Origin of the sequence: Pseudomonas syringae pv. tomato str. DC3000 (assembly GCF_000007805.1) — a bacterium.
In the GTDB taxonomy this organism is placed as follows: domain Bacteria; phylum Pseudomonadota; class Gammaproteobacteria; order Pseudomonadales; family Pseudomonadaceae; genus Aquipseudomonas; species Aquipseudomonas avellanae.
Genome location: NC_004578.1, coordinates 2,641,368 through 2,664,929 on the forward strand (window position 1 = coordinate 2,641,368; position 23,562 = coordinate 2,664,929).

Sequence of the window (23,562 nt, forward strand, 5' to 3'; positions counted from 1 at the left end):
GGGCATGATTTCCATGCCCGAAGATCTTCCAGATGACCCTGTATTGCTCAAGCAACTGCTCGCGCAGTTACTGATTGAGCGCACGGCTGATAAGGGGCATATCGTCGATCTCAAAGAACAGATCAAGTTACTGCGCGACCGTCTTTTCGGACGTAAGTCCGAAAAGACGGTCGAACCCAACACGCCGCAATTGGCACTGTTCAACGAACCCGAAAGCGAGCCGATGCTTCCCGTCGGCGACGCCGAAGAAGAGGTCGTTGCACCGGTCAAACGCCGTGGTAAACGCAAACCCCTGTCGGCTGACCTTCTCCGCATCGAAGTCATTCACGAACTGCCCGAGCACGAACTGACCTGTGCCTGCGGTTGCCGCAAGCATGTCATCAGCGAAGAAGCCAGCGAGCAGCTGGATATCGTGCCAATGCAGATCCGTGTGATCAAACACATCCGCAAAGTTTACGGTTGCCGCGGTTGCGAAACAGCACCGGTCACAGCGGACAAACCGGCTCAATTGATCGAAAAGAGCATGGCCAGTCCGAGCGTACTGGCCATGCTGCTGACCACTAAATATGTCGACGGCTTGCCCCTGCATCGTTTTGAAACGGTGCTCAGCCGACATGGCATCGAGATACCGCGTCAGACACTGGCACGCTGGGTGATCCAGTGCAGCGAGCACTTCCAGCCGCTGTTGAATTTGATGCGTGACCGATTATTCGAAAGCCCGTTTATCCACTGCGATGAAACCCGAGTCCAGGTACTAAAAGAGCCGGATCGTGACCCGACCAGCCAGTCCTGGATGTGGGTGCAAGCCAGCGGCCCGCCAGACCGAAAAGTCGTCCTGTTCGACTACACCTCCAGCCGTGCGCAGGAAGTGCCGCTGTGCCTGCTGGAAAGTTATCGCGGCTACGTGATGACCGATGATTACGCGGGCTACAACGCGTTGGCGTTGCAACCGGGTGTGGAGCGTCTGGCATGCATGGCCCATGTACGACGCAAGTTCGTGGAGGCAAAGAAAGTGAAGCCCCAAGGCAAAACGGGCCGCGCCGATGTTGCACTGGCATGCATTAACAAACTGTATGGAATCGAGCGTGAACTCAAGGATGTCAGCGATGAGCAGCGTTACATCGGCCGTCAGGAAAAAAGCCTGCCTGAGTTGGCGAAGCTGAAAGCATGGATGGAAAAAACGCAGCCGTCACGTCGCAAAGCGCCTTGGGCAAAGCGGTAAATTATTTGGCCAACAACTGGACCCGGCTGGAGCGTTATATCGAAGCTGGTTTTTACCCATCGACAACAACGCTGCCGAACGAGCAATCAGACCGTTTACCATAGGACGAAAAGCTTGGCTGTTCAGCGACACACCCAAGGGCGCCACCGCCAGCGCCCAGATCTACAGCTTGGTCGAGACCGCCAAACTCAATGGCCAAGAGCATTATACGTGGCTGCGCCACGTACTTGAGCGTTTGCCACATGCTGCATCTGTAGAAGACTACGAAGCGTTTTTGTCATGGAACTGCTCGCCAGAGATGCCTCGGTAAACCAGACCCTCATTTTTTGCTAGGTGGGGTTTGTGGCGCGGATACCAGGCATCAAGCTTGAAGGCTGAATCAAATTTTCTGTATTTCTTGGTCATGGTGACTCCTCAATGGATGTAGTTTCACCTATTGAGGTGTCCGGGGTCATTAGACCAGCTCGCCCCGTGAAAACATAGCCCTCACAGGGTGTTGGGGGTGAGCATCTTATTAGCCCGTCGCGGTCGATCTCCTCCAGTTAAATTGACCAGCGTCTATACAGAATTTTGCCGCTCAACCAATGGGGTAGAGGTATCAACAGAGTTTACCCACCGCAGAGGCAGAATGCTGTCTTCCCAGTTTGTTGATTTACCCACGCTGTGAGTTCGAACAAACTGCAACCTGTCAACGCCAATGGCTTCGGCCAACTTTTCCGCATGTTCAATTTCTTGCTCTGAGTCATTGTGCTCAAATAAGATGTATTTCCATGTGACGTGTTGATTGGTGTTTGATGCTTTTGCATCTTGAGTGAATTTCAACGCCTTCTCAAAATCCCCGCCTATTCTGTATTTCTCATAACTGTCTTGGTAAGCGCCATCTATCGAGACCAGTATTTCCTCAATAAACGTGCCTTCGATTTTTTCTTGATATGAGTGATTTCCGTTAGTTATCAAACGTTGCTTCGCCAAAGGGTAAGACGCTCTGGTCATTTCGACGATACTTCGGAAATGGGGATGATCCAAGGGTTCACCCTGACCGCAATACTCAATGTTGTAAACGTCGTAGCCTTCCGTAGTCAGGCCGTCAAGCAGGTTTTTCAGTCTGGGCAGGTCGAGGGTGTGAGGGCCGGGACGGAGGCGTATTTGCTTACTCCTAGAACAGCCAGGACAGCCCAGGCCGCACGCTAGAGTAGTTTCAATCTGAAAGTAGGAAATCACTTTCTGTCTGAGGTGGTTGTCTACAGGGTCAGATGGGCGGTTGAGTGCACAATGATTGCAGATTCTTCCCCATGGCATGGCGCCGGCTAAAAAAGCTTCCTCTATGGCAATATACTTTTCATTGGAAAATATCTCTGATGGAGAGAACTTGGCATTTTTTTGTACCCAACCCAGATTCATCTGCTCCCCAAAGTCATCATCGCAAGGTATCTCACCATTGGCTCTGAGATACAGAGATCGTAATATTCTGCAAGGCATATAATCCTCCTGAAATTAGCGTTACGACCTTGGTAGCATCGTTGAGTTGCGGATAGATATTAGCCTAGCCAGCTTGAAGTGCAATAAAACTCTCGATGTGTAAGCGCCACGGACAACTGGCGAACTCTCTACTGCGGTTTCGTAAATTTCTGTTGCAAAACCGTAAGAACGGTCGCTGAGGCATGCCTGGCGTGCAAGGATTAACTGTGTGGCATACATGCACCTCTGAGTCTTGGCTGTGACCATTAACCTGAACAGCCTGCAAACTCAGCTCTAACGCTGCTCCGAGCACTCACCCCCCCAACCCCCGCGCAGTCCCCACATCCGTAATCAACACATCCAGATACCCCCCCAACAGCGCCCCCTTAATCGCCTGCACCTTCCTCACCCCTCCAGCCAACCCCAACACCCGATTAATCGACCGCAACTTACCCAACCCCATCGACACCACAAACTCCTCATCCTCTTCCAGCACCGGTTTCCCCTGCGCATCAAAATACCGCAAGCAGATATCCCCAACCGCCCCACGCTCAGCGAGCACGCGCAGCATGTCTTCGGTGTAGTAGTTGCCGCTGTTGCGCAGCAGTTGTGAGGGTTCAAGTTCGCCGATGCCGACGATGGCGAGGGTGATGCTGTCGAAGCGGTGGAGGACTTCTTTGACTTCTTCCATTTCGACGATGCGTTGTTTGCTTTCCACCGACTGTTCGATGCTCTGCGACGGTAGGAGGAAGGCGGGGCAGTTGAGCAGGGTGGCGAGGCGTTGGGTCAGCAGGGTGGCTTCGAAAGCGCCTTTGTTGCCGACGCCGCCGAGCAGTTGCACGACTTCCTGGGCGCTCTGTTTGCCCGGCTGGGGGTGCATGTGGCTGACCATCGCGCGGATGGTGCTGCTCCAGGAGGAGATGCCGATGTGGTCCTGGGCGCTGAGGCTGGTTTCCAGGTAGTGCGCGGCGGCGGAGCCGATGGCTTGTTTGATGCTTTCTTCGTCATCCGGCTCGGTGGCTTCGACGACGATCACTTGGCGTATGCCGTACATCTTTTGTAGCCGGGTTTCCAGCTCCAGGTGCAGGCCCTGCGGGCGCATGACGGTGATTTTCACCACGCCTTCCTGCAAGGCGCGGCGCAGGGCGCGGCTGATGAAGGACTGGGACAGGTCGAGCCGGGTGGAAATCTCGGACTGTTTGAGTCCTTCTTCATAGTAGAGGCTGGCGATCTTGCTCATCAGCCGTTGTTCTTCGATCTGGCTCATGCAGGCCCCAAAAAATGATAGCGATATCCAAAGTGGCGGCGAGGATACCAAACTGGCAGCGGGTCGTGCCTGCCATCGCGGTCAGGACATGATCAGCCCGCCGTCGATGTTGATCGCCTGGCCGGTCAGGTAGGCGGCGTCGTCCGAGGCCAGAAAGGCGACCAGCCCGGCCACGTCCGAGGGTTTGCCGGCGCGGCGCATGGGGATGTTGCGGACCCACTCGGCCATCAGTTCGCCCTTGGCGTAGCGTTTTTCTTCGGTGCCGAGGATTTCGCCCCAGACCCGGTCGTTGTAGTCCCACATTTCACTTTCGATGATACCGGGGCAGAAGGCATTCACCGTGATGTTATGCCGCGCCAGTTCCAGCGCAAGGCTTTGGGTGATGCCGATCACGCCCATCTTGCTCGCGGCGTAATGGGGAGTGTAGATGAAGCCTTGGCGGCCTTGGCCTGACGAGGTGTTGATCAACCGTCCGCTGCCTTGTTTGACCATATAGCGGGCGGCTTCCCGGCAGCCGAGCCAGACGCCGGTGGTGTTGACCTGCAGGACCTTGTCGAAGTCTGCGCGGGGCATGCTTTCGCAATGGTCGATGGTGATGATGCCGGCGTTTTGCACCGACACATCGATGCTGCCGAAGCGCTCGTGGGCGCTCTGGTACAGGCGCTGTATGTCGGCCTCGTCGGTGACGTCGATGCCAAGTGCCAGGCTGTTGACCGAGTATTCGCTGGCCAGTTGCTCGGAGCTGAACGTCATACGTTCGAGGTCGTTGGAAGCCAGCACCAGATTGGCGCCTTCCTGAGCGAAGCGCTCGGCAATGCCTGCGCCGATGCCTCGGCACGCGCCGGTGATAACCACGGTTTTACCGCTAAAACGTTGATACATGGGTGTGCTCCATTGATGGGCAAGGCGGGCTCACCAGCAGACAAAGCCGCCGTCCACCAGCAGGTCGACGCCGGTACAAAACGATGACGCCTGACTGACCAGAAAGACCGCCGGGCCGACCATTTCGTCCACGCTGGCCATACGGCCCATGGGCGTGGTCTGCTCGAATATCTTCACTTGCTCGGCCACTTCCGGGCGTGAATTCATGGGGGTGGCGGTGTAGCCGGGGCTGATGCAGTTGACCCGCAAGCCCTTGTTCGCCCACTCCATCGCCAGGCTTTTGCTCAGGTGGATGACGCCGGCTTTCGAGGCGTTGTAGTGCGCTTGCAACAGCCCGCGATTGACGATACTGCCGGACATCGAGGCGATGTTGACGATGGCGCCTTTGCCGCGCGGCAGCATGACCGCCGCCTGCGCTTGGCAACTGAGAAAGATGCCGGTCAGGTTGATGTCCAGCATGGTTTGCCAGCGTTGCAACTCCAGCTCTTCGGCGGCCTGGGCGTTGGCGATGCCGGCGCAGTTGACGGCCACGCTAAGTGCGCCCAGTTCGGTTTCGGTGCGCGCGATGGCGGCATCCAGCGTTGCGCGGTCGGTGACCGTGCCCTGCAGGGCAAGGGCGCGTCGGCCCAGTGCGTTGATGCGCTCTACGGTGCTGCCGATGCCTGTGCTGCCCGGCAAGTCAAAACACGCCACGTCCGCCCCGGCCTCGGCAAGGCCGACAGCAATGGCCTGGCCAATGCCGCTGCCGGCGCCGGTCACAAAGGCCACCTGACCATCAAGTCGAAAAAGTTGCATGTCGCTCTCCACGTAATCAGTGTGTTTGCACTCAGGCGGTGGCCATTTCCATGACTGACACCGGTGTCGCCTCGCCACGTTCAAGGATGCCCATCTGCCTGCCACGGCTCATGACCATGACCCGGTGCGACAGGCCCAGCACTTCGTCGAGGTCGGAACTGACCACGATCACGGCCATGCCGGTGGCTGCCAGCTCGGCGATCACCTCGTAGATCGCCGCCCGCGCACCGACGTCGATGCCTCGGGTCGGCTCGTCGAGAATGAACACCTTGGGGTTACGGGCCAGCCATTTGGCGATGATGACTTTCTGCTGGTTGCCACCGGACAGGCTGTCGATGCGCTGCTCGGGCGCACCTTTTACGCCGAGGCGCGAAATAGCGTTGCGAGCGAATTCGTGCAGGCCTTTTGGCAACACCCAGTTACCGCTGTGTAGCAGGTCGGTGTTGCCGTAGACCAGATTGTCTTCAATCCGATGCTCGACCACCACGCCCTGTTGTTTGCGGTCTTCCGGTACCAGCACCACGCCCGCTTGAATGGCTTGCGAGGGCGAGCGCAGGTGAACGGTTTCGCCATCCAGTTGCATGTGGCCCTGAATATCCTGGGCCGCACCGGCAATTACCCGGATCAGCTCGGTACGGCCTGCGCCGACCACTCCGGCGATGCCGAACACTTCACCGGCGCGTACGCTGAAGTAGATACCGTGCAAGGCGAACTCGCGGCAGGTGAGGTCTTTGACCTGCAGCATCACCCGCTCCTGCGGTGCTTGCAGGGCAGGGAAGATACGTTCAAGGCTACGCCCGACCATCTGCTCGACCAGTTCACGCACCGGCACTTGAGCCGTGGCGTGCAGCGCGATCTGTCGGCCGTCGCGCAGGACCAGAATACGGTCGGCGATCCGCGCGATTTCCTCCAGACGATGGCTAATGTAAATGAACGACACGCCTTCGGCCTTGAGGCGCTCGACCTGCTGAAACAGCAGCTCGGTTTCTTCACCGCCAAGGGCCGCCGTGGGTTCGTCGAGAATCAGCAGGCGTGCGTTCAGGGTCAGGGCTTTGGCGATCTCGACCAGTTGCTGCGCGGCGACGCTCAAACCCTCGACCTTGCGCGAAGCCGGCACATTCAGGCCGAGGCGTTCCAGCTGTTTTTGCGCCTGCGCCAGCATGTAGTCGCGGTCAACCTTGCCGTGGCGCATCGGCAGCCGCCCGACAAAGATGTTCTCGGCAATCGACAACTGCGCCAGCAGGCGGATTTCCTGATGAATCAGGCCGATACCGGCACCCAGCGCCGCGCCCGGCGAGGCAGGCGCGTAATCCTCGCCAAGCCAGCTCATGGAGCCTCCCGCCTCAGGCTGCACCAGGCCCGCGATAATCGACGACAGGGTCGATTTGCCTGCGCCGTTTTCGCCGAGCAGGGCGAGCACTTCGCCCGGCCGCACATCGACGTTGATCTGCGAAAGCACCTGCACCGGGCCGTAGGACTTGCCGATGTTGCGCAGGCACAGCACCGCCGCAGCGGTGACCTCTGGGTTGTAGGGCGTCGGGTTATCCAGAACAGCGTGCATGGCGAACTCCCTGGCTTAAGGATGCTGTTGCAGGAAAGGCGCGACGTTGTCTTTGGTGGTCAGCACGGTTTCGAGGAGTTGTTCCTTGGGTACGGCTTTGCCAGCCTTGAGGTCCAACGCAGAGGCGACGGCCATGCGGCCCATTTTCTGCGTTTGCTGGGTCATGGTTGCTTGCAGCACGCCGCTGGCCACCGCCTTGAGGCCTGCCACGTCGCCGTCGAAACCGACCACCACCACGGGTTGTGACAGGTTGGCGACTTTTACCGCCTGGGCAGCGCCGAGCGCCATCGCATCGGCGCGGCCAAAGAATACGGTGATGTTCGGGTCACGCTGCAACAGGTCCTGAGCGACTGCAAAGCCTTTGTCCTGCGCCCACTCGGCAGGCTGTTCAGCCACGACCTTCAGGCCGGGGAAGCCTTTCAAGCCTTCCTGAAAGCCTTTCGCCCGGTCGTTTTCCGGGGTGGTGCCCAGTTGGCCTTGAAGAATCGCGATGCGTCCTTTGCCGTCGGTGACTTTGCCCACGTACTCGGCGAGGGCTTTGGCTCCCGCCACGCTGTCGCTGGCAATAAACGTGTCGCCGGGTGCGTCAGGCGCGTTGCGGTCCACTGCAATCACCGGGATTCCCGCAGCCTTGGCGGCTTTGACCGGCACCCCGGCGGCAGTGGCGCCAGCCGGAATGTAGATCAGTGCGTCAATCTGGCGGGTGATCAGGTCTTCGATCTGGCTGACCTGAGTCGAGGAATTGCCCTGTGCGTCAACGGTGATGATCTTTACCCCGCGAGCTTTGCCTTCGGCTTCGACCGACTGTTTGATCTGGTTGAAGAAGTCAGCCTGCAGATTGGCCACGGCCAGGCCGATGGTCAGCTCTTTGGCCCAGGTCGAGCCTGCGGTGGTGAGGGTAACGGCGGCCAGAGCCGTGGCGAGCAGCAGTTTTTTGGTCATGAACATGGCGGTGACTCCTGATTTTATTGTTGGGGATGTCAACATCGGTCAAGCGCAAAACGGCACAGCTTCTTAATGAGCACTGTTGGAACGGCGACGCAAGGTATCGATGGTCACAGCAAGGGCAATCACTACGCCGATGACCACCTGTTGAATGAAGGGCGACACACCGAGCAGGTTGAGGCCGTTACGCAGCACGCCGATGATCAGCACACCGACCAGCGTGCCGCCGACGCTGCCGACACCGCCGCTGAGGCTGGCACCGCCGATCACCACCGCGGCGATGGCGTCCAGTTCCAGCGTCAGCCCGGCGCTGGGTTGCGAGGAGTCGAGGCGGGCAGCCATGGTCACGGCGGCTATACCGGCCAGCGCACCGCTGATGGCGTACACCCACAAGGTGATGGCGCGCACCTTAATCCCCGAAAGCCGCGCCACTTCGGGGCTGCCGCCAATGGCATACAGGTTGCGACCACCGGCCCGAAAGCGCAGGAATACCCAGGCCACCACCAGCATGACCAGAAACAGCCCGACCGTAGCCGATAAGAAGCCGAAATGACGAACCGTGGCCAGGCTGGTGAACCACTCCGGATAACCGACGATCTGCCGGCCCTCGGTGAGAATGTTTGCCAGGCCGCGGGCGACCGACATCATGGTCAGCGTGGCGATGAAAGCGGGCAGTCGGGCGTAGGTAATCAACAAGCCGGACACCAGGCCTGCGAGCATGCCAGTTGCTATTGCTACCGGGATCGCCAGGCCAAGCGCCAGGCCTTGATCCTGATACAGCCAGCCGAGCATCATCATCGAAAACGCCAGTACCGAACCGACAGATAGGTCAATGCCGCCGATGACGATCACCGCTGTCATGCCGATGGCGAGAATGCCCAGCACTGTTACCTGATCAAGAATGTTCAGGCCGTTGCGCAGGGTGAAGAAGAATTCGGAGCTGAAAGAAAAGACGACTAACAGCAGGGCCAGACCAATCAATGGCCCGCCGATATTGTTGGGCAGCAGCTTGAGCAACCACACACGGCCTGACGGTTTTGCGGCGGCCTGATGAACAGGGGCTTTGGCGTCCATGGGGTTCTCCGGATTTATTTTTGTTGGAGTTCATTCTGGCTGCTTGAATATATATGCATGCCTGACTGTTAATTCAGATTCCGTCTCCGGCAGAGCAAAGTCAAGCGGTTTAATTTTCTTCGATCCTCATAAACACGCCTCAATCGTCCCTGCGAGCCGCAAGGCAGAGCCTCGCGCCTCTGATTCAAATGGCGTCGGCAAAAAACTTATTCAGTGGTTTTTGATTTTTCAGGTGCGCGCCTGCTTGACCTGTTGAGCGATCGGCGTCTAAATATAAATATATTGTCAGTGATGAATAAATATTCAGGCGCTTTCCAGAACAATAAATATTCGCCGCGTGGCCAGCCCCACAGGAGCCGCTCCATGAATGCCTTCCGCTACGATGCCCAGCAGATCAAAGAACAGGCACGCCTGATCAGGCGCAATGTCATCACCCTGAACGCCGGATCGCCTGCGGGAGGGCACACGGGGGCCGACCTTTCGGAAACCGACATTCTGGCCACGTTGTATTTCCGTATTCTCGACATCAGCCCCGAGCGCATCGAAGACCCGGAGCGGGATATCTACATCCAGAGCAAAGGCCACGGCGTCGGTGGTCTGTATTGCTGTCTGGCCCAGGCCGGTTACATTCCCGAAGCGTGGCTGCCTGAATATCAGCACTTCAATTCACGCCTGCCGGGCCATCCGGTGCGGCAAAAAACGCCGGGCATCGAGCTCAATACCGGTGCGCTGGGGCACGGCCTGCCGGTTGCAGTGGGCTTGGCGCTGGCGGCGAAAATGTCCGGGAGCAACAAGCGAATTTACGTGCTGACCGGCGATGGCGAACTGGCGGAAGGCTCGAACTGGGAGGCGGCGATGGCAGCCGCCAAGTACGGCCTGGACAACCTGTTTGTGATCGTCGACAAAAACAAACTGCAGCTGGCCGGTCTGACGGCAGAGATCATGCCGCTGGACCCACTGGATGCGAAATGGGCGGCGTTTGGTTTCACGGTCAGCGAGTGCGATGGCAACGATGTCGGCCAACTGGTGACGGCGCTGGAACACATGCAACTGCGCAAAGGCGCGCCTCAGGTGCTGATCGCCCACACCATCAAAGGCAGGGGCGTGTCATTTATCGAAGGGCGGCCTGAATGGCACCACCGGGTGCCGAAAGGTGATGAAGTCAGCGCAGCACTGGAGGAGTTGAATCATGTCGAGTGAGCATTTTGCCAGCGTGATGGTGGACGCGTTCATCGCGGCCGTTGACGAAGGCCTCGACCTGGTGCCGGTGGTCAGCGATTCGACGTCCACCGCCAAGATCGGCCCCTTCATGCAGCGCTTCCCGGAGCGCGTGATCAACGTCGGCATCGCCGAGCAGTCGCTGGTCAGTGTGGCTGCGGGCCTGGCGCTGGGCGGCAAGATCGCCGCCACCTGCAACGCTGCGCCGTTCCTGATTTCCAGGGCCAACGAGCAGGTCAAGGTCGATGTCTGTTACAACCAGGCCAACGTGAAAATGTTCGGCCTCAATGCGGGTACCAGCTATGGGCCGTTGGCGAGTACCCATCATTGTCTGGACGACATTTCGGTCATGCGCGGCTTTGGCAACGTGCAGATTTTCGCCCCGTCCGACCCGCTGGAGTGCCGGCAGATCATCGATTACGTCCTGCGTTATCACGGCCCGGTGTACATCCGCCTCGACGGTAAGCCGTTGCGTGAACTGCATGACCCCGGCTATCGCTTCGTACCGGGAAACGTGGATATTCTGCGCCAGGGTTCAGACCTGACCATCGTCGCACTGGGTTCGGTGGTGCACGAGGCGGTCGACGCTGCGGCGCAGCTGGCGGAGCAGGGGCTCGACGCGCAGGTCATCAACCTGTCTTCGATTCGCCCGCTGCAGCGTGATGCGCTGCTCAGCGCCCTGAGCGGCAGTCGCGGGGTGATTACTGTTGAGGAACATAATATCAACGGCGGGCTTGGCAGCCTGGTGGCCGAATTGCTGGCCGAGAATGCACTTGGCATTACCCTGATTCGCCTCGGCATTGGTGATGGCGAATACGCAGCAGCGGGTGCCCGTGAGCCGACGCGTGCCTTGCATGGTATCGATGCGGACGGCATTGTCGCGGCCGCTGCACGTTTGCGTTAGGGGCATTTCTGCATGTCGAGTATCCAGAGCATGAATCAACACTCTCCGCTGATTCTGGCCATCGATGAAGGCACCAGCAACGCCAAGGCCGTGCTGGTCAACGAACAAGGGCAAGTCGTCGCTCGTGGCTCGCGGCCCTTGAGTATCAGCCACCCGCAAGCCGGTTATTCGGAGCAGGACCCGCTGCTGATCTGGCAGGCCACGCTTGAGGCCATTGCAGACTGCATGACTGGTCTGCAGCGCCCGATCAGCGCGTTGGCCATCAGCAATCAGCGCGAGTCGGTGGTGGCGTGGGACCGGGTCAGCGGGGCACCGTTGTCGCCCTGTATCAGTTGGCAGTGCCGTCGCTCGTTGCCGCTGTGCAATGAACTGCATGCGCAAGGTCACGAGGCCATGATTCTGGCCAGAACCGGTCTGGCGCTGGACCCGATGTTTTCCGCAGGCAAGATGCGCTGGATTCTCGACCATCTGGACGACGGTCACGCTCGCGCAGCGGCAGGCGAAATCTGTCTGGGGACAGTCGACAGTTGGCTGCTCTGGAAACTCAGCGCAGGGCAAGCATTTGCAACCGATTATTCCAACGCAGCACGTACTCAACTGTTCAACCTGCAGACCTGCGACTGGGACCCGCAATTGCTTGAGCTGTTTTCGATCCCTGCTGCAGCACTGGCCAGCATTCAACCCAGTGCCGGGCTGTTTGCTCATACGGTGGCGGTCGGCGGGTTGGACGCCGGCATTCCGATTCTGTCGATGATCGGCGATTCGCATGCGGCGCTGTACGGGCAGGGCGGTTTTGCCCCTGGACTGGTCAAGGCGACCCTGGGCACCGGCTCTTCGCTGATGACGCCAATGGCCGGGCCTATTGCCTCTCGCCACGGACTGTCGACGACGCTGGCCTGGCACGATGGCGCAGCGTCAACTTATGCAATGGAAGGCAACATTGTGCACACCGGCGCAGCGGTGCAATGGGCTGCGCGGCTGGTGGCCGGCGAATCCATAGATGCCCTGAGCGAACAGGCCGCGCAATTGGCCGACAATGGCGGCGTCTACTTTGTGCCGGCGCTGTCCGGTCTGGGCGCGCCACATTGGCAGGCCGACGCCCGAGGGCTGATCTGCGGCCTTACGGAAGGCAGTTCTGGCGCACACATCATGCGTGCGGCTCTGGAGTCCATCGGCTATCAGATTCGCGACGTCTTCGACGCCATGCAGGCCGACATCGGCAGCCCGCTCAAGGAACTTTGGGTAGACGGCGGGGCAACCCGCAATCGCTGGCTCATGCAATTTCTTGCCGACCTGCTGCAACGTCCGGTCATCCGCAGCCTGTCACCGGAAGTCTCGGCACTGGGCGCCGCACACCTGGCAGGCAAAGCCCTCGGCCTCTGGAATGACGCCGCCGACCTGCAAGTACTGGAAAGACAGCGCGAACGCTTCGACCCCGTTCCCGGCAGGGATCTGGAGGGTGTGTATCAGGAGTGGCAGAAGGCTTTGGGGCGGGTGGTGTGTTGAGGGGGTTGAGCTAGAAGTTTCGCTTAACGCATCGAGATCATTGCAATGGCAGCGCAGGTTGGCACAGGCCTAACGCCTTGCGACTTCACCGTTGCGCCAGAATACTCGCCAGCAACCCCGGAAAGCGGCTCTCCAGCACCTGCGTGCGCAGCGAGTTCATGTGTGTGGTGCCGATGTTGCGCGTTTGCACAAGCCCGGCATCGCGCAATACCCGGAAGTGGTGGGACATGCTGGATTTCGGTCGGCCACCGTCCAGCTCGCCGCAGGTGGCTTCGGTCACACCTGCCAGGCAGCGCACGATGCCCATGCGTACAGGGTCGCTCAACGCATACAACAGGCGCTCAAGGGTGAGGTCTTCAGGTTCGGGGTGCTGGAAGGTTCGCATGGGGTGCATGATATCAGGGCTTCCGTTCATTGCCATAGTTCGATTACCATCGAACAACTGAAAATCAAAGTCATCTGGCCCACGGGAGCTTTCCAATGTCTGCATTGTTCGAACCCTTCAAACTGAAAGACGTCACGCTGCGCAACCGAATCGCTATTCCACCGATGTGCCAATACTCGGCAATCGACGGTGTCGTCAATGACTGGCACCACGTTCACCTGGCGAGCATGGCGCGTGGTGGTGCGGGGTTGCTGGTGGTTGAAGCCACCGCCGTTGCACCGGAAGGGCGTATCACCCCCGGTTGCACCGGTATCTGGAATGACGAGCAGGCGCAGGCATTCGTGCCGATCGTCAAAGCCATCAAGGATGCCGGTTGCGTGCCGGGCATCCAGATCGCCCACGCAGGCCGCAAGGCCAGCGCCAACCGCCCATGGGAAGGCGACGACCACATTGTCGCTTCCGATTCGCGTGGCTGGGACACCATCGCTCCGTCCGCCATCGCCTTCGGCGCCAACCTGCCGAAAGTGCCGCGCGCCATGACCCTGGACGACATCGCCCGCGTTCGTCAGAACTTCGTCGATGCTGCCCGTCGTGCCCGTGATGCAGGCTTTGAGTGGATCGAACTGCACTTTGCCCACGGTTATCTGGGGCAGAGCTTCTTCTCCGAGCACTCCAACCAGCGTACCGACGAGTACGGCGGCAGCTTCGACAACCGCAGCCGTTTCCTGCTTGAAACGCTGGCGGCAGTGCGTGAAGTCTGGCCGGAAAACCTGCCGTTGACGGCCCGTTTCGGCGTGCTCGAGTACGACGGCCGTGACGAACAAACCCTCACCGAGTCGATCGAACTGGCACGTCGCTTCAAGGCTGGCGGTCTGGACCTGTTGAGTGTCAGCGTCGGTTTCAGCACGCCGGACGCCAACATCCCGTGGGGGCCTGCGTTCATGGGGCCGATTGCCGAGCGTGTGCGTCGTGAAGCGGCTATTCCGGTCACCAGCGCCTGGGGTTTTGGCGAGCCGAAACTGGCCGAAGAAGCGGTTAAATCCGGCCAGCTTGATCTAGTTTCGATAGGCCGTGCGCACTTGGCCGACCCGCATTGGGCGTACTTTGCAGCGAAAGAACTGGGCGTCGAAAAGTCGGCCTGGACCTTGCCTGCGCCTTACGCTCACTGGCTTGAGCGTTATCGCTAACGCAAACGTCTAGCAATGACTGGGCTGCACCGTTTAACGCTGCCAGCCCAGCATTGCGTCCAGCAATCTGACGTAAACCGAAACTATCTGAAACAGAAAGTTGACAGCCAAAATTAAGTGTAATAATGTCGTCGACACATTAAGTCTTTAACGGATTTCTCACCATGCCAACCAGTAGTCGTTTTGTGGTTGCCGTCCATACGCTGGCCGCTCTGGCCGTCAGCGACGGAAGGCCGCTACGTTCCGAAGACCTTGCCTATTCGGCAAATACCGGCGCTGTGGTGATTCGTGGGCTGCTGTCCCGGCTGAGTACGGCGGGGCTGACACGTTCGCAACTGGGTGCTGGTGGCGGTGCCTTGCTGGCCAGGCCTGCAGAGAAGATACGCTTGCTGGACGTTTACGAAGCGGTCGAGGATACCGAGCTGTTCTCGTCACACCGGGTGGCGCCCTGCGAACAATGTGCTGTCGGGGGCAATATCCTGGAAGCCCTGGCACCCACGCTGGGTCGCGCTCGTACTGCACTTGAAGATGAGCTCGCGAAAGTGACGGTTGCTGACATCGCAGCAGAAGTGGCGCGCCTTGGTAAATTCACTGTCCCGTTAACATGGTGACAGTTTTGATCATAAATGTCGGTGTGACGTAAACATATCGTCATTTAAAGGTTGTACCGGCCCGGATTCACTTACAACGCTGTTCGTTTCAAGACGACTTACCTTTTCCAACCCTTCACACAATCAGGAACACATCATGACTATCGGTATTATCGGTTCTGGCGCGCTGGGCTCAGGCATTGCTCGTATCCTTGCCAGCAAAGGCATTTCGGCCATTATTTCAAACAGTCGCGGCCCGGAGTCGCTTGCCTCGCTGGTCAGGGAGCTCGGCGGGTCCATCAAGGCGGGCACCGCAGAAGAAGCCGCACGTGCAGATATCGTCTTCGCTGCAGTGCGCTGGGTGGATGCGGAAAAAGTATTGAGCAGCCTGCCGGCCTGGGAAGGGCGCATCGTGATCGATGCAACCAACCCGGTGGAATTTATCGATCCAGACTCCCCTGATGCAAACGACCCGACCAACCCGCTCGCGGCCTATGGCATCAAGGCGGTAGATTTGCATGGCAAGTATTCAAGCGAAATTTTTCGTCAGTTCGTTCCGGGCGCGCGGGTCGTCAAGGCGTTCAATCACCTTGATGCCAATGTGTTCTCGGCGCCTGAAGTAACGGGCGGCAAGCGCGTGCTGTTCTATTCGGGTGATGATGCTGCGGCAAAAACAGAAGTGCGCAAGATCATTGAGGACACCGGCTTCGTTCCGGTCGATCTGGGCACCCTTGATGTGGGCGGCCCGCTGGCATCGCTTCCGTTCGGTCCGCTTGCTGCGCAGAACTTTATCCGGGTCTGACAGGATATTGATGCAAGGAACCCTATCAGTAAGCTTTACTTGCGCCGCACCCGCGGCGCAATACCGGTCAGTTGCTGGCGAGCGCACGCCCAGGCCAGGTGCAGGGCGCTGCGCAGTGCCACGGCATCGGCGGTCATGATGCGTACCGACACGCCGCAATCGTTCGGCAGGGCGCTGACGCCCAAGTAACTCTCGGGAACGACGCGCAATGCGTCGCGCAAGGCCCGTTTCAACTCATCCACCGGTAAATCCTGACCCACCAGCATGAAGGTTGCCAAGGCCTGCAGCTCTGCGCTGACGCCCGGCAAACGACGTTGCAGGTCGGCGCCGGTCAACGCCAGCCGGTCACCCGCCAGTAACGTTCCGGCCGGGCACCGTATGTGCAGATCGGCGCGATAGAAGCCGGGTAATCCTGCGCTGCCTGGCGGGACGTGCAAGCAAAACGCGTCGCAGAGCATCACCCGTGCGTTCGGGTGCAGCGTGACGTTTACCACACTGTGCAGTCGTGCCTGCGGGAACAGAATGGTCGCCATCGGCAGGTATTCCAGCAGTGCGCCGGTTTCGGCGATCAGCGTGACGGTCTGCCGCGCGGGTTGTTCAAGCATGCTGTGCGCGACCGTTGCCGCGCCAGTGCTGACATGCACCTGCGTGTGCGGCCCGGCGTGCAGTTGCAGGTGCAGCGTTTCCCCGGCAAACAGGCCGCCCGAACACGACTGCAGATAGATCGCCGCCATGCCGGGCGGGTCTTGCGGCAGCTTCAGCGTGCGCCCGAGGTGGAAAGGGTAGCCGACCTCCTGGCGAGACACATAACTGATGCCCGAAGGCGCTTTGCTAAAGGCAATGTGTGCCGTGGCTTTTTTACAGATGGGCAGTAACGACGAGTGGGCGTTCATGGGCGATCAAACAGTACGGCGCGGCTGATGGCTTCGACCACTTCATCCACGCCTTCACCTGTGGCGCAGTTGGTGAACAGCACCGGTCTGCCGTTTCTGGCCTCAGCGGACTCGCGACGCATGCGCGGCAGGTCGACGCCGACGTAGGGCGCCAGGTCATATTTATTGACCACCAGCAGGTCACAGTTCAACACGCCGGGGCCACGTTTGCGCGGGATGTCATCGCCACCGGCGACGTCGATAACGAAGATCCAGTAGTCCACCAGGTCCAGCGAAAAGGTCGATGCCAGGTTGTCGCCGCCGGACTCGATCAGTATCAGGTCGAGATTGCCGAAACGTGCTTCAAGTTCGTCGGCCATTTGCAGGTTGAGGGTCGGGTCTTCGCGGATGGCGGTGTGCGGGCAGGCACCGGTTTCCACGGCGCGCACCCGCTGCGGGTCGATCAGACCGCTGCGCTGCACGCGCTCGGCGTCTTCGCGGGTGGCCAGGTCATTGGTGATGATCGCCAGCTCGATGCCTCGCGCGATAAAACGTGGAATCAGTTGCTCCAGCAAACGGGTCTTGCCCGAGCCTACCGGGCCGCCGATCCCGACGCGCGCGGCACCGGGGTGGGGTTGTGTGTTGGCGTGCAGGGCAGGTGTATTCAAGGGCAAGCTCATGCTCAGGTTTCCTGTGCGATAAGGGTTTCAGCGCAGCATGTAGCGCTGCGCGAGGGGCACTTCGCTGACCGGCTCGCAATAAAGGCGCTCGCCGTCGGCATACACATCGAAGGTTTGCGGGTCGACGCGGATGTCCGGGCAGGCATCGTTGTGCAGCATGTCGGACTTGCGCAATGTGCGAGTGCCGAACGCAGGCAGCAGCTTTTTCTTGAGCCCCAGCCGGGTCGCAGTGTCGGCCTCGACGGCCAGGCGGTTGACGAAGTTGACCGACAGCGCCTGTTTCGCTTCACCGAATGCGCCCCATTGCGGGCGCATCACCAAGGGTTCGCAGGTGTACAGCGAGGCCGCAGAGTCGCCCATCACGCCGTGCACAATAAAGCCGCCCTTGACCACCAGTTCCGGCTTGATGCCAAAGAACGCCGGGCGCCACAGCACCAGATCGGCCAGTTTGCCGGGCTCCAGCGAGCCGATGTAGCTGTCGATGCCGAACACCCGCGCAGCGTTGATGGTGTATTTGGCGATATAGCGCTTGATCCGTTCGTTGTCGCCCAGTGCCGTGGTTTCTTCCGGCAGACGGCCGCGCTGATCCTTCATTTTCGACGCCAGTTGCCAAGTGCGGCAGATGACTTCGTTGATGCGCCCCATGCCCTGGCTGTCGGAGCCGAGGATCGAAATCGCCCCGGTGTCGTGAAGAATGTCTTCGGCGGCGATGGTCTGCGGGCGCACCCGCGATTCGGCGAACGCCACGTCTTCCGGCACGTCCGGGTTGAGGTGGTGGCAAACCATGATCATGTCCAGGTGTTCGTCGAAGGTGTTCACCGTGTAAGGGTTGGTCGGGTTGGTGGAGGAGGGAATGCAGTTGCTTTTGCCGGCCACGCTGATGATGTCCGGCGCATGCCCGCCGCCTGCGCCTTCGGTGTGATACATGTGGATAGTGCGGTCGCCGATGGCCGCCAGTGTGTCTTCGAGAAACCCTGACTCGTTCAGCGTGTCGGTGTGCAACTGGACCTGAAAATCGTACTCGTCGGCGACTTTCAGGCAGGTGTCGATCACCGCCGGCATGGCGCCCCAGTCTTCATGGATTTTCAGCCCCAGACAGCCGCCGCGCAGTTGCCCGAGCAGCGATTCGGGCTTGCTGGAATTGCCGCGCCCTAGAAAGCCGAAGTTGATCGGCCACGCTTCGGCGGCCTGTTACATCTTGCCGACATTCCATTCGCCGCCGCAGTCGATGCCCACGGTAATCGGCCCCAGCGAGCCGCCGATCAGTGTGGTCAGGCCCGCCGCCAGTGCGTGATCGCAAAGCTGCGCCGAATCGAAATGCACATGCACGTCGATGCCGCCGGGGGTGACGATCAAGCCCTCGGCATCGCGCACGGTGGTGGCGACGCCGCAGATCAGTTGCGGGTGTACGCCGTCCATGATCTGCGGATTGCCCGCCTTGCCGATGGCGACGATCTTGCCGTCCTTGATGCCGATGTCGCCTTTGACGATGCCGATCACCGGGTCGATGATCAGCGCGTTGCAGATCAGCATGTCGAGCGCCCCGTCGGAGCTGTCATGACCGGGCATCAGGCCCATGCCGTCGCGCAGGGTCTTGCCGCCGCCGTGCAGGCACTCATCGCCGGGCGTCGAGTGGTCGAATTCGACCTCGGCCAGCAGCGAGGTGTCGCCCAGACGCACTGCATCGCCCGTGGTGGGGCCGTACATGGCGGCGTATTCCTTGCGGGTCATCGTCGCCATGCCTCAGGCTCCCTTGAAATGTTGGGCGCGGGCACGCTCCAGCGCTGCGCGTTTGCAGGCCGGGTCGTGCAGGTTGCCGTTGGTCAGGCCGCTGAAGCCGTGAATGTCGCCGGTGCCGCCGAACTGCACCAGTTGCACCTCGCGCAACTCACCGGGCTCAAAGCGCACTGCCGTGCCGGCGGGAATGTCGAGGTGCATGCCGAAGGCTGTTTCGCGGGGGAAATCCAGCGCCTTGTTGACCTCGAAGAAGTGGTAGTGGCTGCCGATCTGCACCGGCCGGTCGCCGGTGTTGATCGCGCGCAGGGTTGCGATCGGTCGGCCGTTGTTAAGCTGGATATCGCTGTTCGGCGACAGTATTTCGCCAGGTGTCGGCATGACCGCCAGCGGCAGCTTGCCTGGCCGGATCGGCTGGTGCACGGTGACCAGTTTGGTGCCGTCCGGGAAGGTGCCTTCGACTTGCAGCACCGGCAGCAGGTCGGCGACCCCCGGCATGACGTCGTCGGTGTTGAGGATCGTCGAGCCAAAACCGATAAGCTCGGCGACGCTGCGACCTTCACGCGCGCCTTCAAGAATTTCGTCGGCGATCAGCGCCGAGGCTTCCGGGAAGTTCAGGCGCAGGCCCTTGCCACGGCGTTTGCGCGACAGCTCGGCAGCGGTGTACAGCGTGAGCCGTTCAAGCTCGGTTGGGGTCAGCAGCATGGCGGGGTTCCCGGTTCAATTGGCAAACAGGCGCAGGTCCTGGGTTTCGTGGCGCATAACGGCGATTTCGGCCATCGGCGTGAAGCCGCAGGCGTCTTCCGGTTCGGGCGGCTCCAGCGCCAGCAGCTCGGTGATCAGCGGCTGGATATCGGTCAGCACCCGTTGTGCATCGATGTGGCCCATGACCCCGAGACGTACGGCGGCGCTGACCAGCCCGGTACACAAACCGTGCGCGGCAGCCAGCTGGCAGTGTTCACGGTGCATGCCCAAGCGGTTCCAGAGCAGGCCTTGCAGCACCGGCAAATGCCCCGGCGTGTTGCCTGCCCGCACCTGTTGCTGATAAGCCGCCGCCCCCGGCGTACCCAGCGCGACATGCACGCCCAGCAGCGCTTGCCCGACACGCCGCGAGCCTTGGCGCAACTCCTTGGCGAGGGTCAGGGCTTCGATTTGCGCGTCCAGGTTTGTCAGCGCAGAAACGTCATCGGCAGCATTCCATGCCGCGAGCAGAAACACCCGGTCAAAACTGTGCCAGCGATGGCGCAACTGGCCTTCGACAAAACCTCGCACTGCGGCGCTGCGGTCCAAACGGACTGCCCGTTGACGACGTCGCGCGGTGACCCTTTCGCCTGCCCCCAGTCGTCCGTCGGCCACCAGTGTTTCCAGCCCCCACGACCACGCGACCGCGCCGCCGGGAAAGAAACTGTCGGCCTGTTGCAGGGCCAGCAGCAGGCTACTCAAGGTATTCATGCGCGTCGCACCCGGCCGTCTGCGAGCATCGGTGCCAGGCGCTCAAGGTAATCCGCTTCAGGCCCATTGAGCGGAATCTGCAACGTGTCACCGGCAAAGCGCACCGCCCAGTGCATGTTGCCGGCGAAGTAACCCAGTTCCAGCGCCGCCGCCGAGTCTCTTGGCAACAGGTCGAGGTAGTGCTGATCCTGCATCTGCACAACGATGGCGCGCTGACTGTCGAGCATCAGCACCGAGCCGTTACGCAATTGCTGATGGCGCTCCAGGCGGATGGCGCAATCGGTGCCCCGGTCGCTGGCCAGGCGCAGGCGATGCCGCTGGATGTCGCTGCCCGACAGGCTCAGGGTTTCCACCTGGCCGGCGTGGCTCAGGTCGTGCAGACGGTCAGCGAGGGCAGGGTCGCTGGCCTGGCCGAGAATGCGGTCGAGTATCAGCATGGCGATGGCTCCGGTGTTCGGTTCAGATGGTCAGGTAGCGCAAAATGCGCTCGCGATCGACGGTTTCGCGGACTTCGCTGTGCACGAATTCGCCTTTCTCGATGATCAGGTAGCGGTCTGCCACGGCCATGGCGAACGACAGCACCTGCTCGGAAACAATCAGCGAAAAACCACGTTCCTTTTTCAGCAGGTTGAGCGCCTTGGCGATGTCCTTGATGATTGATGGCTGAATGCCTTCTGTGGGTTCGTCGAGCACCAATACCTTGGGGTTGGAAACCAGTGCCCGTGCGATGGCCAGCTGTTGCTGCTGACCGCCGGAGAGGTTGCCGCCCTTGCGTCGGCGCATCTCGAACAGCACCGGGAAGTATTCGAAGATGTAGTCGGGAATCGGCGCGGCAGGCGCGCCCTGCATGCCGGAGAGGATGTTTTCCTCGACGCTCAGGTAGGGAAATATCATCCGCCCCTGGGGCACAAAACCGACGCCGGCCGCGACCCGCTCGTAACTCTTGCTGCCGGTCAGTTCCTGCCCGGCCAGCGTGATGCTGCCGCTGCGAGCTGGCAGCATGCCCACCAGGCTGCGCAACAGCGTGGTCTTGCCCATGCCATTGCGACCCATGATCGCCAGCGATTCGCCTGGCGCAAGGTCCAGGCTTAGGTCGCGCAACACGTGGCTGTCGCCGTAATACACGTTGATGTTGGAGACGTTCAGCATGTTCAGTGCCCCAGATAGACGTCGATGACGCGAGGATCTTTCTGCACCTGATCCATCGAGCCGTAGGCCAGGGTCTTGCCCTGATGCAGGACGGTGACTTTGTCGGCCACCGATTTCACGAACTCCATGTCGTGCTCGATAATCACCATGGCCCGACCTTTGGCGATGAGTTTGAGCAGCCCGGCGGTTTTCTCCCGTTCGCCCGCGCTCATGCCGGCCACCGGTTCGTCCAGCAACAGTAATTCCGGGCGCTGCATCAGCAGCATGCCGATCTCCAGCCACTGTTTCTGGCCGTGGGACAGCAGCCCGGCCTTGCGCCCCAACTGGTCCTTGAGGAAGATCATCTCGGCGGTTTGTTCGATCTCGCTGTTCAGCGCGGCATTCTTGCCGGCGAACAGGCAGTTGAAGATGCCGCGTTTGTCCGGCGAAGAAATATCAAGGTTTTCGCGCACGGTGAGGTCTTCGTACACCGACGGGTTTTGAAACTTGCGCCCCACGCCCGCGCGGGTGATCTGGTACTCGATCATGGTTTCCAGTTGCAGGTCCTTGAAACGAATCCGGCCTGCGCTGGGGCGGGTTTTGCCGCAGATCATGTCGAGCAGGGTGGTCTTGCCCGCGCCATTGGGGCCGATCACCACATGCACCTGGTTTTCCTCGACATAGAAATTGAGGTTGTCGACCGCCTTGAAGCCGTCGAATGACACGGTCAGGTCTTCGACACTCAGTAACATCCCGCTCATGACTGCACCTCCTTGTTGCTCAGGCGTTGCAGCAAGCCGGCCAGCCCGGTTGGCAGGAACAGCACCACGCCCATGAACAGAAAGCCGATGAAGTATTGCCAGAAACTCACGAAGTTCTCCGACAGATAGGTTTTGGCCGCGCCGATCAGCAACGTGCCGTACACCGCACCGACCAGGGACAGACGACCGCCCAGCGCGGCGTAGATGACGATTTCGGTGGACGGAATGATGCCCACCAGTGACGGCGAGGCCAGGCCGACCTGCAAGGTGAACATCACGCCACCCAGCGCCGAGATCAGCGCTGCGACGGCAAAGATGAACGCCTTGAACAGCGCGGTGTTGTAGCCGGAAAAACGCACCCGGTCTTCGCGGTCACGGATCGCGACGATCACCTTGCCCAGGCGGCTGCGCAGGATGAACCCGCACATCGCTACGCTGGCCAGCAGCAACAGCGTGGTGATCAGGTAGAGAATCCACGGCGTCTGCTGCGTTTGCAGGCTCAGGCCGAACACGGTCTTGAAGTCGGTCAGGCCGTTGACGCCACCGGTGTAGCCCTGCTGGCCGATGATCATGATTGACATGATCGAGGCCAGCGACAGGGTGATGATCGAGAAGTACACACCGCCGACGCGTTTCTTGAAGTAGGCGTAGCTGAACAGAAACGCCAGCAGCGCAGGCAGGATCAGAATGGCAGCCAGAGTGAAGGTTGCCGACTCGAATGGCTTCCACCACCAAGGCAGGGCTTCGACGCTGTTCCAGATCATGAAGTCCGGCAGGGCCGAGCCGTAGAACGCGGCGAGGGCGCTGGCAGCTTCGTCGGTGGCGGTGGCTTCCAGCTTCAAGTACATCGCCATCATGTAGCTGCCCAGGCCGAAAAAGATCCCCTGGCCGAGGCTGAGAATGCCGCCGTAACCCCAGATCATCACCATGCCCACGGCGCAGAACGCCAGGCTCAGGTATTTGCCCGCCAGCCCGAGACGGAAGTCGCCCAGTATCAGCGGCAGTACCACCAACAACAGGAGGGAGAGCCAGATCAGGCTGTAACGCTCGATCAGCGGCAACCAGCCCGCGCTCAGCCAGCCTGCTCGGCCCGCTTTGACCGGCGTCGCGGTCAGCGGCTTTTCAGTCATGTTGTTCAT

Annotated in this window: 23 protein-coding genes and 2 pseudogenes; 7 read left to right on the top strand and 18 right to left on the bottom strand. The window is 60.2% G+C overall.

Annotated features, from left to right (window positions below; genetic code table 11):
• Window positions 1-4: 4 nt before the first annotated feature.
• Window positions 5-1,532, top strand: a pseudogene (locus PSPTO_RS12440) (IS66 family transposase).
• Here PSPTO_RS12440 and PSPTO_RS12445 read toward each other — a convergent pair.
• The 8 genes from PSPTO_RS12445 to PSPTO_RS12480 form a co-directional block, all read right to left on the bottom strand.
• Window positions 1,484-1,627 carry a hypothetical protein gene (locus PSPTO_RS12445; protein WP_226992715.1) on the bottom strand — a complete coding sequence of 48 codons (144 nt, stop codon included), beginning with the start codon at window positions 1,625-1,627 and terminating at the stop codon, window positions 1,484-1,486. The pseudogene PSPTO_RS12440 and the gene PSPTO_RS12445 overlap by 49 nt on opposite strands.
• Window positions 1,628-1,780: 153 nt before the next feature.
• The gene (locus tag PSPTO_RS12450) at window positions 1,781-2,623 is read right to left on the bottom strand and encodes a radical SAM protein (RefSeq protein ID WP_161797818.1); all 843 of its coding nucleotides are present in this window, start codon (window positions 2,621-2,623) and stop codon (window positions 1,781-1,783) included.
• 370 nt (window positions 2,624-2,993) lie between these two features.
• Entirely contained in the window at window positions 2,994-3,947 is a 954-nt protein-coding gene (locus PSPTO_RS12455; RefSeq protein ID WP_005770270.1) for a sugar-binding transcriptional regulator, read from the bottom strand.
• Window positions 3,948-4,028: 81 nt separating this feature from the next.
• Complete coding sequence (locus tag PSPTO_RS12460) at window positions 4,029-4,829, bottom strand: SDR family oxidoreductase (RefSeq protein ID WP_011103979.1); 801 nt, start codon at window positions 4,827-4,829, stop codon at window positions 4,029-4,031.
• A 30-nt stretch (window positions 4,830-4,859) separates the two neighbouring features.
• Window positions 4,860-5,624, bottom strand: coding sequence for an SDR family oxidoreductase (locus tag PSPTO_RS12465; RefSeq protein WP_011103980.1), 765 nt, complete (start codon window positions 5,622-5,624; stop codon window positions 4,860-4,862).
• Window positions 5,625-5,655: 31 nt separating this feature from the next.
• The gene (locus PSPTO_RS12470) at window positions 5,656-7,185 is read right to left on the bottom strand and encodes a sugar ABC transporter ATP-binding protein (RefSeq protein WP_011103981.1); all 1,530 of its coding nucleotides are present in this window, start codon (window positions 7,183-7,185) and stop codon (window positions 5,656-5,658) included.
• Window positions 7,186-7,200: 15 nt separating this feature from the next.
• The gene (locus tag PSPTO_RS12475) at window positions 7,201-8,133 is read right to left on the bottom strand and encodes a sugar ABC transporter substrate-binding protein (RefSeq protein ID WP_011103982.1); all 933 of its coding nucleotides are present in this window, start codon (window positions 8,131-8,133) and stop codon (window positions 7,201-7,203) included.
• A gap of 66 nt (window positions 8,134-8,199) precedes the next feature.
• On the bottom strand, window positions 8,200-9,204 hold the full coding sequence (locus tag PSPTO_RS12480; RefSeq protein ID WP_007246911.1) for an ABC transporter permease: 1,005 nt from the start codon (window positions 9,202-9,204) through the stop codon (window positions 8,200-8,202).
• Between the two features lie 363 nt (window positions 9,205-9,567).
• Here PSPTO_RS12480 and PSPTO_RS12485 point away from each other — a divergent pair, with 363 nt between their 5' ends.
• The 3 genes from PSPTO_RS12485 to PSPTO_RS12495 are packed head-to-tail and all read left to right on the top strand — an operon-like array spanning window position 9,568 to window position 12,832.
• A complete protein-coding gene (locus PSPTO_RS12485; protein ID WP_011103983.1) occupies window positions 9,568-10,404 on the top strand; it encodes a transketolase in 837 nt (278 codons plus the stop codon).
• On the top strand, window positions 10,394-11,326 hold the full coding sequence (locus tag PSPTO_RS12490) for a transketolase family protein (protein ID WP_011103984.1): 933 nt from the start codon (window positions 10,394-10,396) through the stop codon (window positions 11,324-11,326). Before PSPTO_RS12485 ends, PSPTO_RS12490 begins: the two co-directional genes overlap by 11 nt.
• 30 nt (window positions 11,327-11,356) lie before the next feature.
• On the top strand, window positions 11,357-12,832 hold the full coding sequence (locus PSPTO_RS12495) for an FGGY family carbohydrate kinase (protein ID WP_011103985.1): 1,476 nt from the start codon (window positions 11,357-11,359) through the stop codon (window positions 12,830-12,832).
• A gap of 85 nt (window positions 12,833-12,917) precedes the next feature.
• Here PSPTO_RS12495 and PSPTO_RS12500 read toward each other — a convergent pair whose 3' ends face one another.
• Complete coding sequence (locus tag PSPTO_RS12500) at window positions 12,918-13,253, bottom strand: ArsR/SmtB family transcription factor (RefSeq protein ID WP_005770289.1); 336 nt, start codon at window positions 13,251-13,253, stop codon at window positions 12,918-12,920.
• Window positions 13,254-13,312: 59 nt separating this feature from the next.
• On the opposite strand from PSPTO_RS12500, the gene PSPTO_RS12505 reads away from it, so the two are divergent.
• The 3 genes from PSPTO_RS12505 (at window position 13,313) to PSPTO_RS12515 (ending at window position 15,796) form a co-directional block, all read left to right on the top strand.
• Complete coding sequence (locus tag PSPTO_RS12505; RefSeq protein WP_011103986.1) at window positions 13,313-14,404, top strand: NADH:flavin oxidoreductase/NADH oxidase; 1,092 nt, start codon at window positions 13,313-13,315, stop codon at window positions 14,402-14,404.
• Between the two features lie 164 nt (window positions 14,405-14,568).
• A complete protein-coding gene (locus PSPTO_RS12510) occupies window positions 14,569-15,015 on the top strand; it encodes an Rrf2 family transcriptional regulator (protein ID WP_005770293.1) in 447 nt (148 codons plus the stop codon).
• 136 nt (window positions 15,016-15,151) lie between these two features.
• Window positions 15,152-15,796 carry an NADPH-dependent F420 reductase gene (locus PSPTO_RS12515; protein ID WP_011103987.1) on the top strand — a complete coding sequence of 215 codons (645 nt, stop codon included), beginning with the start codon at window positions 15,152-15,154 and terminating at the stop codon, window positions 15,794-15,796.
• 35 nt (window positions 15,797-15,831) lie between these two features.
• On the opposite strand, the gene PSPTO_RS12520 is transcribed toward PSPTO_RS12515, so the two are convergent.
• The 9 genes and pseudogenes from PSPTO_RS12520 to urtC all read right to left on the bottom strand — a co-directional run bounded on the left by PSPTO_RS12520 (window position 15,832) and on the right by urtC (window position 23,562).
• The gene (locus tag PSPTO_RS12520) at window positions 15,832-16,689 is read right to left on the bottom strand and encodes an urease accessory protein UreD (protein ID WP_046464006.1); all 858 of its coding nucleotides are present in this window, start codon (window positions 16,687-16,689) and stop codon (window positions 15,832-15,834) included.
• Window positions 16,686-17,348 (bottom strand): urease accessory protein UreG, encoded by a 663-nt coding sequence (gene ureG / locus PSPTO_RS12525; protein WP_011103989.1) that lies wholly within the window; start codon window positions 17,346-17,348, stop codon window positions 16,686-16,688. Before ureG ends, PSPTO_RS12520 begins: the two co-directional genes overlap by 4 nt.
• 27 nt (window positions 17,349-17,375) lie before the next feature.
• A pseudogene (gene ureC / locus PSPTO_RS12530) lies at window positions 17,376-19,088 on the bottom strand (urease subunit alpha).
• Window positions 19,089-19,091: 3 nt separating this feature from the next.
• The gene (locus PSPTO_RS12535; protein WP_007246901.1) at window positions 19,092-19,787 is read right to left on the bottom strand and encodes an urease subunit beta; all 696 of its coding nucleotides are present in this window, start codon (window positions 19,785-19,787) and stop codon (window positions 19,092-19,094) included.
• Between the two features lie 15 nt (window positions 19,788-19,802).
• The gene (locus PSPTO_RS12540) at window positions 19,803-20,534 is read right to left on the bottom strand and encodes an urease accessory protein UreF (RefSeq protein ID WP_011103990.1); all 732 of its coding nucleotides are present in this window, start codon (window positions 20,532-20,534) and stop codon (window positions 19,803-19,805) included.
• Window positions 20,531-20,971: an urease accessory protein UreE gene (gene ureE / locus PSPTO_RS12545; protein WP_003376859.1), complete on the bottom strand. Its 441-nt coding sequence runs from the start codon at window positions 20,969-20,971 to the stop codon at window positions 20,531-20,533. The genes PSPTO_RS12540 and ureE overlap by 4 nt, the downstream gene beginning before the upstream one ends.
• Before the next feature lie 22 nt (window positions 20,972-20,993).
• Window positions 20,994-21,683, bottom strand: a complete 690-nt coding sequence (gene urtE / locus PSPTO_RS12550; RefSeq protein WP_011103991.1) for an urea ABC transporter ATP-binding subunit UrtE — start codon at window positions 21,681-21,683, stop codon at window positions 20,994-20,996.
• Between the two features lie 2 nt (window positions 21,684-21,685).
• A complete protein-coding gene (gene urtD / locus PSPTO_RS12555; protein ID WP_005770308.1) occupies window positions 21,686-22,423 on the bottom strand; it encodes an urea ABC transporter ATP-binding protein UrtD in 738 nt (245 codons plus the stop codon).
• Window positions 22,420-23,562 carry an urea ABC transporter permease subunit UrtC gene (urtC, locus tag PSPTO_RS12560; RefSeq protein ID WP_005770310.1) on the bottom strand — a complete coding sequence of 381 codons (1,143 nt, stop codon included), beginning with the start codon at window positions 23,560-23,562 and terminating at the stop codon, window positions 22,420-22,422. The genes urtD and urtC overlap by 4 nt, the downstream gene beginning before the upstream one ends.

Bases quoted from the DNA above. Each gene is read 5' to 3' on its own strand.
- PSPTO_RS12445 (WP_226992715.1), bottom strand. From the start codon at position 1,627: ATGACCAAGAAATACAGAAAATTTGATTCAGCCTTCAAGCTTGATGCC.
- PSPTO_RS12450 (WP_161797818.1), bottom strand. From the start codon at position 2,623: ATGAATCTGGGTTGGGTACAAAAAAATGCCAAGTTCTCTCCATCAGAG.
- PSPTO_RS12455 (WP_005770270.1), bottom strand. From the start codon at position 3,947: ATGAGCCAGATCGAAGAACAACGGCTGATGAGCAAGATCGCCAGCCTC.
- PSPTO_RS12460 (WP_011103979.1), bottom strand. From the start codon at position 4,829: ATGTATCAACGTTTTAGCGGTAAAACCGTGGTTATCACCGGCGCGTGC.
- PSPTO_RS12465 (WP_011103980.1), bottom strand. From the start codon at position 5,624: ATGCAACTTTTTCGACTTGATGGTCAGGTGGCCTTTGTGACCGGCGCC.
- PSPTO_RS12470 (WP_011103981.1), bottom strand. From the start codon at position 7,185: ATGCACGCTGTTCTGGATAACCCGACGCCCTACAACCCAGAGGTCACC.
- PSPTO_RS12475 (WP_011103982.1), bottom strand. From the start codon at position 8,133: ATGTTCATGACCAAAAAACTGCTGCTCGCCACGGCTCTGGCCGCCGTT.
- PSPTO_RS12480 (WP_007246911.1), bottom strand. From the start codon at position 9,204: ATGGACGCCAAAGCCCCTGTTCATCAGGCCGCCGCAAAACCGTCAGGC.
- PSPTO_RS12485 (WP_011103983.1), top strand. From the start codon at position 9,568: ATGAATGCCTTCCGCTACGATGCCCAGCAGATCAAAGAACAGGCACGC.
- PSPTO_RS12490 (WP_011103984.1), top strand. From the start codon at position 10,394: ATGTCGAGTGAGCATTTTGCCAGCGTGATGGTGGACGCGTTCATCGCG.
- PSPTO_RS12495 (WP_011103985.1), top strand. From the start codon at position 11,357: ATGAATCAACACTCTCCGCTGATTCTGGCCATCGATGAAGGCACCAGC.
- PSPTO_RS12500 (WP_005770289.1), bottom strand. From the start codon at position 13,253: ATGGCAATGAACGGAAGCCCTGATATCATGCACCCCATGCGAACCTTC.
- PSPTO_RS12505 (WP_011103986.1), top strand. From the start codon at position 13,313: ATGTCTGCATTGTTCGAACCCTTCAAACTGAAAGACGTCACGCTGCGC.
- PSPTO_RS12510 (WP_005770293.1), top strand. From the start codon at position 14,569: ATGCCAACCAGTAGTCGTTTTGTGGTTGCCGTCCATACGCTGGCCGCT.
- PSPTO_RS12515 (WP_011103987.1), top strand. From the start codon at position 15,152: ATGACTATCGGTATTATCGGTTCTGGCGCGCTGGGCTCAGGCATTGCT.
- PSPTO_RS12520 (WP_046464006.1), bottom strand. From the start codon at position 16,689: ATGAACGCCCACTCGTCGTTACTGCCCATCTGTAAAAAAGCCACGGCA.
- ureG (WP_011103989.1), bottom strand. From the start codon at position 17,348: ATGAGCTTGCCCTTGAATACACCTGCCCTGCACGCCAACACACAACCC.
- PSPTO_RS12535 (WP_007246901.1), bottom strand. From the start codon at position 19,787: ATGCTGCTGACCCCAACCGAGCTTGAACGGCTCACGCTGTACACCGCT.
- PSPTO_RS12540 (WP_011103990.1), bottom strand. From the start codon at position 20,534: ATGAATACCTTGAGTAGCCTGCTGCTGGCCCTGCAACAGGCCGACAGT.
- ureE (WP_003376859.1), bottom strand. From the start codon at position 20,971: ATGCTGATACTCGACCGCATTCTCGGCCAGGCCAGCGACCCTGCCCTC.
- urtE (WP_011103991.1), bottom strand. From the start codon at position 21,683: ATGCTGAACGTCTCCAACATCAACGTGTATTACGGCGACAGCCACGTG.
- urtD (WP_005770308.1), bottom strand. From the start codon at position 22,423: ATGAGCGGGATGTTACTGAGTGTCGAAGACCTGACCGTGTCATTCGAC.
- urtC (WP_005770310.1), bottom strand. From the start codon at position 23,562: ATGAACAACATGACTGAAAAGCCGCTGACCGCGACGCCGGTCAAAGCG.